This window comes from Pseudorhodobacter turbinis (assembly GCF_005234135.1).
GTDB lineage: Bacteria > Pseudomonadota > Alphaproteobacteria > Rhodobacterales > Rhodobacteraceae > Pseudorhodobacter > Pseudorhodobacter turbinis.
Map to the genome: position 1 here is coordinate 738,868 of NZ_CP039965.1, position 16,079 is coordinate 754,946.

Below are 16,079 nucleotides of genomic sequence, written 5' to 3' on the forward strand. Positions count from 1 at the left end.
TTATCACCGTCAATTTCGCACTGCGGCGTAATCAATTGTTAAAGGACAACTTTTTCGCGCAATAACGCAGGTGATTGGTGATTGACATGATTAGGAAAGAGTCTCTATCCTAAAATACAGGATATTGTTCTATACAATGGAACAGGTATAGAAACGTTCCACCTAGGAAAGCTGTGTCTTTGGCCGTAAAGAGGAAGACAGTCGATGCTAAGTAATCCTCGTGCTTTAGCGGGCGCCATTACCTCTGGAATGCGCGTGGCGCTGCCTGTTGATTATGCAGGCGTGTCAATGGCGATGACACGTCCAATGATAGACCATGGCGCGGGCGATCTTGACCTGGTTTGTGTGCCGACAGGTGGCTTGCAAGTTGATCAACTCATCGGCGCCGGACTAGTGCGGTCGGTGGAGACCAGTGCAATGTCGCTGGGTGAAGCAGGCGGGGCGCCTCACTTCAATCATGCCGTTAAGGAAGGCGCGATCCTGGTGAAGGGTGCTACTTGTCCCGCAATTCATGCAGGACTGATGGCAGCGCAAAAGGGCAGCCCATTTGTACCGATGCGCGGGTTGATCGGCACGGATGTGCTGCATCACCGCGCCGATTGGCGGATCATCGACAATCCCTTTGCCGACGGTGGAGATCCAATAGTCCTTATTCCAGCAATCAAACCTGATGTGGCAATTTTCCACGCGGCGATGGCCGACAAACATGGTAACGTCTGGATCGGCAGGCGGCGGGAACTGGCTGCGATGGCCTATGCTTCGACGACCACCCTGGTGACGGTGGAACGCATTGTCGAGGGCTCGTTACTAGCGGATGAGATGACCGCGGCAGGTACCCTGCCCGCTCTCTATGTCACTGCCATTGCTCTCGCACCAAAAGGTGCGTGGCCCTACGGATTGTGGGGCGAATATGCGCCCGACACGCCGGAACTGCTGCTCTATGGCAAGGCAGCGCGTACGGCGGAAGGCTTTGCTGACTATATGGCAACTCAGCAAGCGGAGACTGTAAAGTGAGCCAAGTTCTGCCGCGAGAAATACTGATCTGCACCATTGCACGCCTGCTGGAAGGGGTGCGCCATGTCGCAGTCGGGGCATCGTCACCCATGCCTGCGGCAGGCGCAATGTTGCTGCGCGCAATGAAGGAGCAAGTGGGTGCCGCACCAATTCGCATTTCGATTTTGGGGTCGGTGGAGCATAATTTTTTCACCAATGGATCAACCGAGTTGTTCGACTGCGCCGGTCAAGGGCGGATTGACGCATTCTTTTTGGGCGGCGGCCAGATCGACGGGCAGGCCAATGTGAACCTTGTGGGTGTCGGCGACTATCCTCAATCCATTGTGCGCTGGCCGGGATCATTCGGCGCCGCCTATCTTTATTTTGTAGTGCCACGCGTGATCTTGTTTCGCGAAGAGCATTCGCCGCGCGTTTTTGTTGAAAAAGTCGATTTCATAAGCGCACCGGGAACTAGCGATCCGGGCATTCACCGCACCGGCGGCCCCTATGCATTGCTAACTAGCAAGGGTCTGTTCCAATTTGACAAAACACGCCCCGGATTTACGCTTGAAAGCGTGCATCCGGGCCATGATCTTGACGAAATTCGCGCCGCCACCGGCTTTGACTTTTTGCACGATGCCGCGCCGCCCGTAACCGCTACTCCGGACAACGCCATGCTGGCGCTTCTGCGCGGTCGGGTATTGGACGAGCTGGAAGAAACTTACCCCGCCTTTGCAGCCGAGATGCGCCGGGATGGCGCCGCTTTGCCCGTCCTCTGATCAACTGGAATATCCGACATGCCTGACTTTGGTTCACTCTCCCATCTTAAGGTCATCGACGCCAGCCGTGTGCTTGGCGGTCCCTATGCCGGCCAGATTTTGGCCGACCACGGGGCCGATGTTATCAAACTAGAGCCGCCAGCAGGCGATGAAACCCGTGGCTGGGCCCCCCCCTTTCTTGACGGTACAGCCAGCTATTTCCTTGGCCTAAATCGCAATAAACGTGGGATGGCGCTGGACATCGCTCAGCCTGCTGGGCGTGAAGTGTTGCTTGCGCTGCTGGAAACGGCAGATGTCTTTATTGAGAATTTCAAAACGGGAACGCTGGAACGCTGGGGCATCGGCTACGATGAGTTGTCTGCACGCTTTCCCCGGCTGATCCATTGTCGGGTCTCGGGGTTTGGTGCGGACGGCCCACTGGGTGGTTTGCCCGGCTATGATGCGGCTATTCAGGCGTCTTGCGGGATCATGAGCGTCAATGGCGAAATCGGCGGGCAGCCGCTGCGCGTTGGCCTTCCTGTGGTGGATATGGTCACGGGTCTGAACGCCGTGATTGGTATCTTGATGGCCATTGCGGAACGCACTCTTAGCGGCAAGGGACAGTTTGTGGAAACCACATTGTATGATTGTGGCGTTTCGTTGCTGCATCCGCATTTGCCCAATTATTACCTATCGGACAAAGTGGCTCGTCCAACCGGCAATGCACATCCCAACATTTGCCCCTATGATACCTTTGCGACCGGCACCGATCCGATCTTTCTTGCTGTGGGAAACAATCGCCAGTTTGCAACGCTGTGCGCCGAGATTGGCCGCCCTGAACTGCCAAAAGACCTACGTTTTGAGTCGAACCAAGAACGCAACATCCATCGTGATACGCTGAAGGTGGAGTTGGAGCAGGCGCTTGCGGCGTTTGCCTGCACCGAATTGGTCGACCGCCTGATCCACGCAGGCGTGCCTTGCGGGTCTGTACGTAGCATTGATCAGGTGGTGGCCGACCCGCATACGACCCACCGCGAAATGATTGTAGACATAGGCCAATACCGTGGGACGGGCAGCCCGATCAAATTGTCGAGAACCCCGCCGAGCTACCGGTTGGCACCGCCGCAGTTTGCGGAGCATACCGCAGAAATTTTGCAGGATCTTTCACTGGAAGGTGACGAATACATCGACGTTTTGCCAGGTTTTTCGCGCAATACTGACTTGAAAACTACCAAAGAGAAGTAGAATGAAAACCTTGGCAAACTCTTTAAACATTTACATTCTCGACGATGGCGTCCTGATACCCGCATTTTTTTGCAAAGGCGTTGACTAGGATTCTGGCGCTTGTTGCTGTGCAGCGCGGCGATCAATCACCATTATGCCGAATAATATCGGCCGAAACTTTCTTGGCAAACCATCTAATTAACTAATCAAATAGACCGAGGAACGCTATGACATCCAAAGAACTGGCCCTGCGCACCGAGTTAATCGAAGCCTGCCGTAGTATGAACAGCCTTGGTATTAACAAGGGCACATCCGGAAATATCAGCGTGCGCTACGGTGACGGATTTTTGATCTCGCCTACCGGCATTTCCTATGACAAGCTGACCCCGGAACATGTTGTCGCGATGGGTTGGGATGCGACTTATACGGGCGATGTTATGCCATCCAGTGAATGGCGCTTCCACCGCGACATTTTGCAAACGCGGCCCGACATGAACGCGGTGGTGCATACCCATTCAACTCATGCAACTGCACTGTCTATCCTCGGGCGCGACATTCCGGCCATACACTACCTGATTGCTTCAGCAGGCGGTTCTGATATCCGCTGCGCCCCCTATGAGATTTTTGGCTCCCAGGAACTGGCCAATAGTGTGCTATTGGCGCTAGAGGGGCGCCGCGCTTGCTTGCTAGCGCATCACGGAGTGATTACTGGGCATGTGTCTATTGCTCGAGCGCTTTCACTGGCCGTAACCGTCGAGGAGCTGGCGCATCAGTATGTCATGTGCCTGCCGCTTGGCGAACCGTCAATCATGTCAGAGTCTCAGGTCGCTGATGTTTTGGTCAAATTCAAGAACTATGGCCAGCAAGTCGAGTCCGGGCATGCCGGCTTGCGACAGGCATCCTAACATATGGACGCGGTGTTTCTTTCCCTAGTTTCCGACACGACTGCTGTCGAGGCTACTTCCTTTAACGGTTTCGTAATAATAGTGGCAGCCACACACCGCGACAACAGCGCGCCGCCGCGCGATACTTTCCATCGAGAGAAGGACTTTGCGGCCAGCCACAATATACTGAGTCCTTTATCCGGGGTGCCAGAGTTGGTTAGCAATGTGGATTTCGCAGGCTTTCTTACGAAGGTTTTGCACGCAGAGGTACGGCGAACAACAAGCCATTATGCCGGACTGGGGCGGCGGGAGGCGGGAGGCGGGAGGCGGATGAAAACGTCTTTGCGCGTTACAGCATCACAACGCCAGATAATGCTGTTGTACCGCATAGTGCGGGGATAGCCGCCTATTCAAGAACCAAATCAGACATATTCTCCCGGCTGTTAGGCGCGGCTGCGACGGGCTGGGGCGTTCTTTCGACTGCTCGCCACCAAGCAACTTTATTGATAAAGGACCAACACAGATGAACGGTGCCGATCTACTTTGTGAAACATTGCTCGCGAATGACGTCGACGTTTGCTTCGCCAACCCTGGTACCTCCGAGATGCATTTTGTAGCGGCACTAGATCGCCAGCCCAGGATGCGCTGTATCCTTGGCCTGTTCGAAGGTGTGCTCACCGGGGCCGCCGATGGATATGCCCGAATGGCCGACAAACCGGCGGCGACCCTGTTGCATCTAGGGCCGGGGCTGGCGAACGGGTTGGAAAACCTCCACAACGCCCGGCGCGCACATACTCAGATAATCAACGTGGTGGGAGACCACGCAACCTATCATCTGATGCATGACGCGCCGCTGACCTCCGACATTGACTCTCTCGCTTGGCCCATGTCGCAATGGGTGGGTCGGGCCGCGACATCGGATACAGTTGGCACAAAGACACAAGAGGCTATTAAGGCCGCCCGCGCCAACTCCGGCCAGATTGCCACACTTATCCTTCATGCCGATGCAGCGTGGACGGAAACCTCGATGGCCAAGCCTGCGCCGCTTTCGCCACATGTGCCGCAAGCCCCCGACGCAGAACGCATCAGGGACGCGGCCGATGCTTTGCGTGCAGGCAAGCGCACGACTATTTTGGTCACGGGTCTGGCCCTGCGCGCCCCGCAGATGGAGTTGTTGGACCAGATTGCTGCCAAGACCGGTGCGCGGTTGATGGCTCAACAATCGAACGCCAGGATACAGCGAGGCGCGGGGCGTGTTGCGATAGAGCGCGTACGATCGTGCCGTACCGGGGCACTGGGAAGGGGACCTTATTGGCGGATCCAAGAACAGCTATGTCGCGACGCTTGTTGAGCGGCATTCTCGGTACGTGATGCTGGTGAAAGTCGCGAACAAGGGCACCAAGAGTGTCATCACGGCATTGATCAAGTCGGCACAATACCTGCCACGCGAGTTGTACAAATCTCTCACGTGGGATCGCGGAAAAGAGCTCGCGGATCATCCGCGCTTCACGCTGGCCACGGATGTTGATGTCTACTTTTGCGATCCTCAGTCACCGTGGCAACGCGGATCGAACGAAAATACCAACCGGCTTTTGAGGCAGTATTTACCACACGGAACCGACCTGTACGTCCATTCCCAAGCAAAACTCAGCGCTATCGCAAGGCAACTCAACGAACGACCTCGCAAGACCTTGCAATATCAAACGCCAGCAGAGAAGTTCGCACAGTGTGTTGCATCGACCGGTTGAGATCACCGCCCAAACTTACCATTATTCTGTAGCGCAGCTAAAGCCCTCTTTGACGCGCCGATGCGAAGCCTACGCGACGAGGATTGTATTCGTATTGGATTGAACTGACGATTTCGCCAAGCGCATCTGCTCGACCTCATATTTCTCCAACGCTGCATCCACGTTCCATTTCTTGATTTCCTTGGCGATGAGTTTTCCCTTTTCCTTGAAGTGTTCGAAAATGCGGCGTTTGACTGCGCCAACGGTCAGACATTCCCGTGCAGGTGGGCCATTCAGGGCCACGTCTGGCGTCAGCGCAGGTCCGTAGATATCGATCAGCGCGTTACGTTCGACGGTTTGCAATCCGTTCAAGACCATAGGCCCGAGCAGTAGGGATTCCGACAAACAGCCGTTGGCGGTTACAACTTCATGGCGGTCGCAGGCGAAATGAACCCATGTTATTTTGGCCTTGCTCTGCATGTGGCGGATGCCCTGCACACTTGTCAGCGATTTCGCGGGCGCAAACGCCTCGGTGGCAAAGACCTGATGCAACTGTCCGACCCCGCCGACAAGGATGCGGTGTTGCGGCGATACGATCAAGTCATGGGACGGAAGACCGTACCCGAGGGAGCCAGCCTTGATTTGGACTGGTTTTTCATTAACTTCGGCGTCGTCCAACGAGTGCTCGCCTTGGTGAGTCCAGCGGATTGGCTGAGGACCGTGGTCGCGGGTAATGACCATATCTCCGGGCTCAAGCGCTTCAACTGCTCGCGGACCGTCAGGTGTGTCGATTAAAGTTCCTGGTGCATAACACGGAGGAACGTCCGCAAGCGAGGCATAGGATGGCGTATTGCCCTGTGGAGCATCACTGTCTGGCGCATTATCCTCCGAGTCCATCTTAGTTGTTTGGGAATAAGTCAGACTGGGATCCAGAGGCGCGCTGACCAGGTAACCGACATGCTTGCCTGCTATCTCCACTTTTTCGATCCAGATCGGCCCCGTCGCTGAGTTGGAAACGGCGTAAAATTCTTCGGCATAGACCTGCCCGCTTGCGACGGGCGAGCCATTCATATCCGTGACTGTTGCAAACTGGTTGGCGTCGTTGCCGGTTTCGTCATCGAAGTTGTCCCCGCCCATATAGGCGTCATCGTCGCTTATGGAAAACTGAACCCTATGCAGGTCTTGGTCGTAGTCCGGCCGAAGCGACCACGAATTATTAACAGAATCGTAGACCAACGAGTCAGTCGAATAGCCGATGAATGAGTATGTGGGCATCGGGCAGTCCTTTTGCGTCGTGTGAATCCCTTGGTACGGCTTAAGCAAGAAGGAAGAATGAAGCCGAGGCACCAAATGGCCTCAATTTTACGCAGTACGAGCTAAAGATTCGAAAATGAAATCGTTAGCACGGTTGAAGGGAGAGCTGGGTCCGGGGAAGTAGAACGCCCGAGAGGTGCGGGGCGAAGAATGGCCGCTGTAGGGAGTGAACCTGGATTATCCGGCGAGGGAGCTGGACATTGCGGATTTGATTAGAACGGCGTTTGCAGTCGCGAGCGGCTTTGTTGCACAAATCGGCCTGAGGTCACACTTCCCCTAACCCCAGACGGATTTAGCCTACGACCACTGTATGGGGTATGCCGAGAGCTGTGAAGCCATTTAGGATCGCTGCGCGGATTTGGATCTCCGCAACCTGACGATCGAAGTCACGCGCGGAGAGGCGTTGACCGAGCAGTTTCATACAATGCATCCGCTGCCCGGCAGGGTTATGCGAAGCATGAGCCCGAAAGGGTTTGTCTCGACGCGGCTCCGGCGGTAAGGGGCGGTGTTGGAGTGGAGTGCTGAATGCTCATGGGAAAACCCTCTGTCAATCGAGGCAAAATCACCTCAACCAACAGCACACACCCAACATCTCAAATCGCGAAACAAATCCCAACTCAGCGCAACACCAGAAACAAGCGCCCATATCGCGGAGCGATTTAGTGCCTGGGCGCAAAAACTATCTGTTCGTTGGATCACAAACCGGCGGTCGCGCAGGGGCGTGGTTCCGATAATGCCGTGGTCAGGACTGTTGCCGACCAACATTGAGCACGCCTATGAGATAGGCACATCGGAATTGCATTTGAACCAGCATCATGTTGGCAGCCAAGCGCTGCCCACGGACCGAAGCATGCACCCGGGATGATCTCCGACGAAGGCCGCGGCGAAAGCAGAACGGCTCAGAAAGCAACTGTCATCAAATCTGCAACTATGCGGTCGGATGCGTATGTCAAAAAGCACTTGACTGAGACGTCCCCGTTAGCGAAGGCCTGAACCTTGGCGTTGGGTGTAAGGACTATGCCAAACACAGTGGTAGTTTGAAAATTGCCCAACCACGTCGAAACGGGATAACAGGCATTACGACCCGCCCCATGTTCGCTCCAACACCGCAAGCCAGTTTTCATGGCAAATCTTAGCGAGGATGGCATCGTCATAACCATGGCTGCGCAGCGCGTCTTGTAGGGCATGTTGCCCTGTTACATCGCCTATCCCTTTGGGCAATGTTGCGCCGTCGAAATCAGATCCAAGCCCGACATGATCTTCGCCCAGCCGCTCAATGAGATGGTCCATATGGCGCAAGATCGGTTCCCATCCCATATCGGCGCCCTCTTTACCGTCAGGATGCAAAAAGCCGCTGGCATAGTTTAGCCCGACCATGCCACCGCTATCACGGATCATCGCCAGCTGCCGGTCTGTCAAGTTGCGGGTGGAGGGGGTCACCGCATGGGCGTTTGAATGGGTCGCAACAAGTGGCGCGTCTGAAAGTCGGGCGACATCATTAAACCCCACCTCGTTCAAATGGCTCAGGTCCAGCATGATGCGCATTTCATTACAGGCGCGGACCAAATCTTTACCTGCATCCGTCAGGCCCGGACCCGTATCGGGGGAGCCGGGAAACTTGAACGGCACGCCATGACCAAAGGCCGTAGGTCGCGACCAAACCGGCCCGAGAGAGCGCAAACCCATCGCATGATATAGCGGCAATTCGTCCAGAGAGGGGCTGATCGCCTCGGCGCCTTCCATATGCATGATCGCGGCTATCTTGCCTTTTGCCATGGCATCACGGATTTGAACAACCGTGGTACAGAGCGCGAAATCATCAGGTGCAGCACGCTGCATCCACAATAGGTGCCCCGCCATCGCAAGCGCCGTGGGCTGTGCGATATGGGCCGGGATAGGGTCCGGCAGCGGCACCTCAAACGGTGGGTTTTGCATCATCTCTTGAAAATCAGGCGCGTCATGCGCCATGGGCGACGGGATATAGATCGCAAAGAACCCGCCTGCAAAGCTGCCCTTGCGCATACGTGGCAAGTCAAGATGGCCCGTGCCATCACCCTTGAGCCAGATATCCTCTCGCCGTTCGGGGTCCTTTAAAAGCCGGAGCAGAAAGTCGTTATGGCCGTCGAAAACCGGATGATACATGAAGAAAGACCTGTTTAATTACTGGTTTTTGGGGTGCGGGGTAAGGGTTAGCCTTCAAGCATACGGTCCGCACTCGCGTCGAAAAGGGTGCGGGCATAGTCGGTTTGCATCTGGGCACCGGCAAGTTGATCGCGGGTCAGTTCTTCAACCGCGCTGCCCTGTTGCATCACAAGAATGCGATCGCACATATGGTCGATGACCGCCAAATCGTGACTGACCATCAGGAAGGTCAAGCCGCGTTCGTTGCGCAAACGGGACAGAAGATTCAGGGTTTCCGCCTGCACCGATGCATCCAGCGCCGAGGTCGGCTCATCCAGCAGCAAGATCGACGGCTCCAACATCAGTGCGCGCGCAATCGCAACCCGCTGGCGTTGACCACCCGAAAGTTGGTGCGGATAGCGGAAGCGAAAGCTGGTCGGCAGGCCAACATCGGTCAGCGCCTGAATAACGCGGGCGTCGCTGTCTTTGATCCCGTGGATCGCCAGCGGTTCCGACAGGGTGCGGTCAATCGTGTGGCGCGGGTGGATCGAGGCATAGGGATCCTGGAAGACCATCTGGACCTGACGCACAAAATCGCGGCTGCGGGGGGCGGTCAAAGGCTGCCCGTCAATGCGGATCGAGCCGGCACTGATAGGTGCGAGCCCGCAGATCGCGCGCAGGATGGTCGATTTTCCCGACCCGCTTTCCCCCACCAAGCCATAGCTTTCATGCAAGCCAACAGACAGGCTGACGTTCTCTACGGCGCGGACCTTGCGCCCTTTGGCAGTATAGGTGACGGATAGGTTTTCAACTTCAATCAGCATTTTACGTTGCCCATTCTGCATCGCGATCAAGCCCGGCAAGCGGGGCGCGATTGCCGCCGATCCGTGGCAGGCAGTTCAGCAAACCTTGTGTATAGGGGTGTTTGGCGTGCATCAGATCTTTCGCTGCCAACTCCTCTACCACGCGGCCTTTGTACATCACCAAAACGCGGTCACAAAAACGCCCGACCAGACGCAAATCATGCGAGATAAAGATCAGCCCCATGCCGCGCGTTTTCACCAGATTATCAAGAATGGACAGGATTTCCGCCTGAACCGTAACGTCCAGTGCCGAGGTCGGCTCATCCGCGATCAGTAAATCAGGGTCAGGGATCAGCATCATCGCGATCATTACACGCTGGCCCATGCCGCCCGACAGCTCATGCGGATAGGCGTCCATCACGCGTTCAGGGTCGCGGATTTGCACAGCCTCCAGCGCGGCGATGGCCTTGATGCGGGCCTCTGCCTTTGACATCCGGTCGCGCTGGCGCAGGCCTTCGGTCAATTGTGCGCCGATCCGCATGACCGGATTTAGCGAGTATTTCGGGTCTTGCATCACCATCGCGATACGTTGCCCGCGCAGCGCGCGCATTTCCTTTTGACTGGCTCCGATCAAGTCGATGCCGTCAAACACCATCTCATCCGCGCTGATATGGCCCGGCGGGCGGATCAACCGCAGCACCGAACGTCCCGTCATGGTTTTCCCGGACCCGCTTTCACCGACAATCCCCAACCGTTCGCGCCCAAGCGAGAATGACACGCCGCGAACCGCCTCCACCACGCCGGTTTCGGTGTCGAAATTAACACGCAGATTCTTAACTGAAAGAAGGGTCATTTGCCACTATTCCTTGGGTCCAGTACATCGCGCAACCCGTCGCCCAAAAGGTTAAAGCCAAGCGAGACGATGAAAATGGCAAGGCCCGGCACCGTCGCGACCCACCACTGTTCAAACAACAGTTTGCGCCCCGACGAAATCATCAGCCCCCATTCCGGCAAGGGCGGCTGCACGCCAAGGCCCAAAAAGCCCAGACCGGCAGCGATCAAAATCACCCCTGCCATATCAAGCGTGACGCGGATAATGACAGACGGCAGGCACATCGGCATCACATGGCCCCAGATGATCCGCCCCGACCCCGCCCCTTGCAAACCAACTGCCGCGATATAGTCCGAGGTGCGAACCGTCAGCGTTTCCGCCCGCGCCACACGCGCATAGGGTGGCCATGCGGTCAGGGCGATGGCCAGCACCGCGTTTTCAATCCCCGGCCCCATCACCGCGATCAGTGCAAGCGCAAGGATAAGACGCGGGAAGGCAAGGAAGATATCGGTAATGCGCATCAGGATCTGATCCGTCCAGCCGCCGAAATACCCCGCCACGGTGCCAACCAACAACCCCAGAACCGGGGCAGTAACGGCGACCAGCGACACAATATAAAGCGTAATCCGGCTGCCAAACAAAATCCGGCTAAGCATGTCACGACCAAAATCATCGGTGCCAAATAAATGGCCCGGCGACAACGGTGGCAGCAGGCGACGGCCCAAATCCTGCTCCAATGGGTCATAGGGTGCCAGCCATGGCGCAAAAGCGGCGACGAAAAGCAGCGCCAGAATGATTGCAAGCCCGGTCATCGCCAGTGGATTGCGCCGCATCCGCAGCCACGCCAAATACCATTGCCCCAGCCGTGCCTGCATCCGCGAGGACGGGTTCTGGTCGCGCAAATATGTAAAGACAGCCATCACCGCGCCCTCGGATCAACAAGTCGGTACAAGATATCCGACAGCATGTTCAGCGTTACAAACACCGCCCCCACAACCACAGTCCCGCCCAAAACCGCAGGCATATCAGCGGAAAACAAAGAGTCGGTGATATAACGCCCCAACCCGGGCCACGCAAAAATAGTCTCGGTCAAAACCGAACCTTCCAGCAGGTAGGCATAGGACAAGGCGATCACGGTAATCAGCGGCACCATCACGTTTTTCAGGGCATGCACCCAGATCACACGGTATTCCGGCATGCCCTTGACGCGCGCCGTCGTAATATATTCTTGCCCCAGTTCGTTCATCATAAAGCTGCGCGTCATCCGGCTGATATAGGCCATAGAGGTGTAGCCCAACAGCGAGGCAGGCAAAATGATATGGCTGATGGCGTTGGCGAACATATCCCAACGCCCGTTCAGCGCGGTATCCAGCAAGATCATGCCGGTATATTGGGTCAGATCAAATTCCAGCATCATCTCAAAACCGCTGTCCAGCCGCCCCGGCCCGCCCACCCAGCCAAGAATGCCGTAAAACAGCAGCAAACCGATCAGCCCCAGCCAGAACACCGGCATAGAATACCCCATCAAACCCACAACCCGCACGATCTGGTCAATCCAGGTTCCGGGTTTGGTGGCGGCCAAAACGCCCGCAGGCACCCCGACAATGACGCCGATAATTGTGGCAAGCGTTGCCAGTTCCAAGGTGGCGGGGAAATAGCGGGCAATTTCCTGCGCGACGGGCCTGCCGGATTTGATCGAATTGCCCAGATCACCGTGCAGCGCGTCCCAGACATAGATGGCGAATTGTTTCCACAACGGCTCATCCAACCCCAAAGCCAGCCGCACTTCATCATATTGCGCGGTTGTCGCGCGTTCACCGAGCACGGCCAAAACCGGGTCAATCGGCACCACACGGGAGATGACAAAGGTCACCAGAAGCAGCCCCAACAGAGTGATGGCCAGCGTCAGAATAATGCCTGCAATCTGCTGTAAAAACGCAGGCAAGCGCGAAATACGGGAGGGGTGCGAAGTATCTGTCATATAAATAGCGGCGGGCGGCCAAAAAACCGCCCGCCTGCTGTGCTTACTTCGTGGCCAGCCAGAACGTCGCCTGATCGGTCGCCCCGCCAGTATAGAAGCTCTCTACATTCTTGCGCATGGCCGATTGTTCGGCCTGCTGGAACATCACAATAAAGGGCGATGTTTCGCGATGCTTTTGCTGAATTTCTTCGTAAAGGACCTTACGCTTGGCCGTGTCACGCTCTGTAACGGCTTGCTCCGCCATAGTCATCAGCTCACCGGGATCATAGGCGGTGCGCCATGCCAGATATCCGGTCAGTTTCGCCTCGTCCGAGTTGTCGGGGTTCATCGCAAAAGTGGAGGCGTTGGTATGCGGGTCAGGATAATCCGGACCCCATGTTTGCACAGTGATTTCGTGCTGACGGGCGCGGTAAATGCCCAACACCTCGGCCCCGTCACCGACTTTCAGCTCCACCTCAATGCCAGCTTGGCCAAAAGTGTTCTGGATCGACTGGGCGATGTCCATACGCTCTTGCACGTTGCGCACAGTGATCGAGGTTTTAATCGGCCCGACACCGCTTTCTGCCAACAGCGCCTTGGCCTTTTCAATATCAAGACTGTAGGGTGTATCGTCCAGCGCGCCAAGATAGCCTGAGGGCAAGAAGGCCTGATGCACAACCTGCTGACCTTTCAGAAAACTGCCCGCCATACCCTGATAATCCACAGCATAGCGCATCGCTTCCAGAACCTTGGGGTTATTGAAAACCTCATTTTTCTGGTTCATCGCAAGGTAGTAAACCTGCCCGCCAACATCATCCTGCACCTTCAGATCGGCGTTGCCTTCGATGCCCGAAATATCGGTCGGCGTCATTTCACGGCTGATGTCGATATCGCTCTTTTCCAGCAGCAGACGGTTGGTCGCCGCCTCTGGAATATGGCGGATGAAGACGCGCTTCAACTTGGCATCCCCGCGCCAATAGCCCTCACGCGCCTCCAGAACAACGCTTTCATTCGGCTTGAACGACCGCAGCGTATAAGCACCTGTACCAGCCGAGTTGGTATTGAGCCACTTGCCACCCATGTCACCACCGTCGTCATGGGACATGACGGTTTCTTTGTCCACAATGGCACCGGTGGCCGCCGTCAGGCAGTTGTAAAAGAATGTTGGCGCATAGGGTTTGTCAGTGACAATGGTAAGGGTGTCACCATCCGCTGTGATTTTTCCCTCAACGTTTTCGGGGGTAAAGCCGAACTGGTTGATAATGAACGCCGGGTTCTTGTTCAGCTTGACGACGCGTTGCAGTGACCATGCCGCATCCTCAGCCCGCACTGGATTGCCAGACGAAAAGGTGATGCCCGGCTTCATCTTGAATACATAGGTCAGGCCGTCTTCGGACACATCCCAGCTTTCAGCAAGGCCGGGCAGCAATTCGCCGGGCTGTTGCGGGTCAAGCTCGATCAGGCTGTCATAGGTGTTGTTGACGATATCAGTGCCCGAAAACTCGAACGCCTCATGCGGGTCGAGCGAGACGATATCGTCAATCGCATCGGCAATCACGAGCGTATCGGCCGGAGTGTTGGCAAAGAGTGCTGCGGGAGCAACCCCAAGCAAAAGCGAAGAAAGCGCAAAGGCGCCTAATTTACGAAAAGATGGATCAAAAGACATGATGGACTCCCTATTGTTTTTACTTTCTCTGTTCTGCACCCATGACTGCAGAACAGATTTTTACCAAATGGGCAGCTTTCGTGCCTATTTGTCAAGCGGCCTGTTGAAGTGTTCCGTGGAGTAGGCGCGGGTGCGCGCCTCAAGCCTGAGGCGTGACTTCCCCTTTCCCCACGGGCTTCAGGCCACGCGAACGTTCTTGGCGATGCCTGACGCATTGAAGTGGTTTGTCGGCGCGATGCTGATTTGGGTTTCGCGGTCTGGATGTCTTGCCGCGATGCACTGCCTGAAGCCCTTCGGCGAACGCATCGCGGACTCTCGACCCGGCTTTGGGCGTCATAGCCGCCACCAGCAGTCCCCAAGCCGATCGCTTGCCCTTTGGGATCCGGACAGCCCGCGTCTTTTGCCGTCGCACAAGGTGGTGTAATCGGGCACCGCCCCGTTCAAGATCCGCCATCTGCAGCAAGCCGACAACCATACCTGGCGTCTGTCTCAGGGGCAGCTTGAACGGAGCCTGGATCGTGGCATCCCGAAAACCGCAGGGCGGCCAAGGCTTGCGCCAGCTTCTTTCCCTGTCCAGCCCCCCTCTCCCCCATGCAAGCACGCGGTGCTGGCCGGAAAAACAGACGAAGTCGGTTCAACAATTAGTTGCCGAACTTATGGGAAAGCGCCGTGCCTGAAAATGGTTGGCGTATGTACCACCAGATTTTTTTCACCAATAAAATAATAACAACAGCTTGATAGACTGCAAGACTCAATGCGCCTGCTTTACTCACGCACTGCTAGGGTCAGGACGGCATTGCCAAGTTGTTCAGCCCTGCTGGATTGGCTATCGGGTGGCGCATGAAAATACCGGGCCAATGCTCCGCCTTAAGGGCTTTCGTCACCCACGTAAAATCATCGCTTACGCTGTCCGGGCGTACCACCGGTTCCCGCTGAGCGCGGCGGGTGTCGAGGATCTGCTTGCCGAACGTGGTGTGATTGTTAGCCGCGGTGGTGTCAGACAAATGCGAAGCTGTCTCTCCAAGGACAGTAAGGCTGATCCTTATGCCGCGCCGAGTTGACGCCACTCGGCAAGAGCGATTGCGCGGTTGAGCTTGAAATTTGATCGGCTGTAGAGATGTCGTTCCTGATTGAAATGGTTGTGGACCGAGGCGTGGACGGCGACAAATATCTGCAGGGTTCGCATCCGCCTCAAGCGTCGCATAGCCCGTTCCCGCCTTCGAAATGGCTGGTGTGAATTCTCGGCCCAATTATTTAGCCAGCGGCCAGTTTCCTGTTTTTCGGTGCTGCCGATTACCTTCATCGCCGCACCGTAGGATCGCAGCTTGTCGGTCACGAAAATATGTGCGCGCCCATGACGCTTCATTGTTTTACTCAGGAATTTCAATGCTGCCTTGCGATCCCGGCGCTTTGTAACAAAGCCTTCCAGGGCTTCTCCTTCGTGATCCACCGCCCGCCAAAGATAATGCGTCTCGCCGTTAATTTTCAAGAACACTTCGTCCAAGTGCCATTGCCAATTCGAATATGCGCGCATCTGGCTGACCCTTTTCTTACGGATCTCTGCAGCAAACAGCGGACAAAATCTGTGCCACCCAAATCGAACCGTCTCATGGCTGATTTCGATGCCGCGTTCGTGCAAAACATCCTCAACATTGCGAAGCGAAAGCGGAAACCGCACATATAGCATCACGGCCAGACGGATAATCTCTGGGTTCGTCTTGAAGCAACGAAAGGGACTGCGTTTTGTCATCCCACGCAACTCTGTTGCGCAAATCAGCTGACGAACGGTTCGCGCCT

13 protein-coding genes and 4 pseudogenes are annotated in these 16,079 nt (G+C 56.0%); 7 read left to right on the forward strand and 10 right to left on the reverse strand.

Annotated elements, in window-relative coordinates; all coding sequences use genetic code 11:
- Nucleotides 1–204 precede the first annotated feature (204 nt).
- The 6 genes and pseudogenes from EOK75_RS15960 to EOK75_RS15985 form a co-directional block, all read left to right on the forward strand.
- Complete coding sequence (locus EOK75_RS15960; RefSeq protein WP_137195053.1) at nt 205–1,014, forward strand: CoA transferase subunit A; 810 nt, start codon at nt 205–207, stop codon at nt 1,012–1,014.
- Nucleotides 1,011–1,772, forward strand: coding sequence for a CoA-transferase (locus EOK75_RS15965; protein WP_137195054.1), 762 nt, complete (start codon nt 1,011–1,013; stop codon nt 1,770–1,772). Before EOK75_RS15960 ends, EOK75_RS15965 begins: the two co-directional genes overlap by 4 nt.
- 18 nt (nt 1,773–1,790) lie before the next feature.
- Entirely contained in the window at nt 1,791–2,996 is a 1,206-nt protein-coding gene (locus EOK75_RS15970) for a CaiB/BaiF CoA transferase family protein (RefSeq protein ID WP_137195055.1), read from the forward strand.
- Between the two features lie 206 nt (nt 2,997–3,202).
- A complete protein-coding gene (locus EOK75_RS15975) occupies nt 3,203–3,880 on the forward strand; it encodes a class II aldolase/adducin family protein (protein WP_137195056.1) in 678 nt (225 codons plus the stop codon).
- A 502-nt stretch (nt 3,881–4,382) separates the two neighbouring features.
- Nucleotides 4,383–5,132 (forward strand): annotated as a pseudogene (locus tag EOK75_RS15980) (acetolactate synthase large subunit); the annotation flags it as partial.
- 1 nt (nt 5,133) lies between these two features.
- A pseudogene (locus EOK75_RS15985) lies at nt 5,134–5,607 on the forward strand (IS30 family transposase); the annotation flags it as partial.
- Nucleotides 5,608–5,676: 69 nt separating this feature from the next.
- Here the strand turns inward: EOK75_RS15985 and EOK75_RS15990 are convergent.
- The 9 genes and pseudogenes from EOK75_RS15990 to EOK75_RS21885 form a co-directional block, all read right to left on the reverse strand.
- Nucleotides 5,677–6,861 carry a Hint domain-containing protein gene (locus tag EOK75_RS15990; RefSeq protein WP_137195058.1) on the reverse strand — a complete coding sequence of 395 codons (1,185 nt, stop codon included), beginning with the start codon at nt 6,859–6,861 and terminating at the stop codon, nt 5,677–5,679.
- 331 nt (nt 6,862–7,192) lie between these two features.
- Nucleotides 7,193–7,333, reverse strand: a pseudogene (locus EOK75_RS15995) (IS5/IS1182 family transposase); the annotation flags it as partial.
- A gap of 644 nt (nt 7,334–7,977) precedes the next feature.
- Entirely contained in the window at nt 7,978–9,042 is a 1,065-nt protein-coding gene (locus tag EOK75_RS16000) for a dipeptidase (RefSeq protein ID WP_137195059.1), read from the reverse strand.
- A gap of 47 nt (nt 9,043–9,089) precedes the next feature.
- Nucleotides 9,090–9,845 carry an ABC transporter ATP-binding protein gene (locus EOK75_RS16005; protein WP_137195060.1) on the reverse strand — a complete coding sequence of 252 codons (756 nt, stop codon included), beginning with the start codon at nt 9,843–9,845 and terminating at the stop codon, nt 9,090–9,092.
- Between the two features lies 1 nt (nt 9,846).
- Nucleotides 9,847–10,677 carry an ABC transporter ATP-binding protein gene (locus EOK75_RS16010; protein ID WP_137195061.1) on the reverse strand — a complete coding sequence of 277 codons (831 nt, stop codon included), beginning with the start codon at nt 10,675–10,677 and terminating at the stop codon, nt 9,847–9,849.
- On the reverse strand, nt 10,674–11,576 hold the full coding sequence (locus EOK75_RS16015) for an ABC transporter permease (RefSeq protein ID WP_137195062.1): 903 nt from the start codon (nt 11,574–11,576) through the stop codon (nt 10,674–10,676). Before EOK75_RS16015 ends, EOK75_RS16010 begins: the two co-directional genes overlap by 4 nt.
- On the reverse strand, nt 11,576–12,637 hold the full coding sequence (locus tag EOK75_RS16020; protein ID WP_137195063.1) for an ABC transporter permease: 1,062 nt from the start codon (nt 12,635–12,637) through the stop codon (nt 11,576–11,578). The genes EOK75_RS16015 and EOK75_RS16020 overlap by 1 nt, the downstream gene beginning before the upstream one ends.
- Nucleotides 12,638–12,680: 43 nt before the next feature.
- The gene (locus tag EOK75_RS16025; RefSeq protein ID WP_137195064.1) at nt 12,681–14,282 is read right to left on the reverse strand and encodes an ABC transporter substrate-binding protein; all 1,602 of its coding nucleotides are present in this window, start codon (nt 14,280–14,282) and stop codon (nt 12,681–12,683) included.
- A 139-nt stretch (nt 14,283–14,421) separates the two neighbouring features.
- Entirely contained in the window at nt 14,422–14,883 is a 462-nt protein-coding gene (locus EOK75_RS21885; RefSeq protein ID WP_168199269.1) for a transposase, read from the reverse strand.
- 256 nt (nt 14,884–15,139) lie between these two features.
- On the opposite strand from EOK75_RS21885, the pseudogene EOK75_RS16035 reads away from it, so the two are divergent.
- Nucleotides 15,140–15,310: pseudogene (locus EOK75_RS16035) on the forward strand (IS6 family transposase); the annotation flags it as partial.
- 14 nt (nt 15,311–15,324) lie between these two features.
- Here the strand turns inward: EOK75_RS16035 and EOK75_RS16040 are convergent.
- Nucleotides 15,325–16,032, reverse strand: a complete 708-nt coding sequence (locus EOK75_RS16040; RefSeq protein WP_137195066.1) for an IS6 family transposase — start codon at nt 16,030–16,032, stop codon at nt 15,325–15,327.
- Between the last annotated feature and the right edge of the window lie 47 nt (nt 16,033–16,079).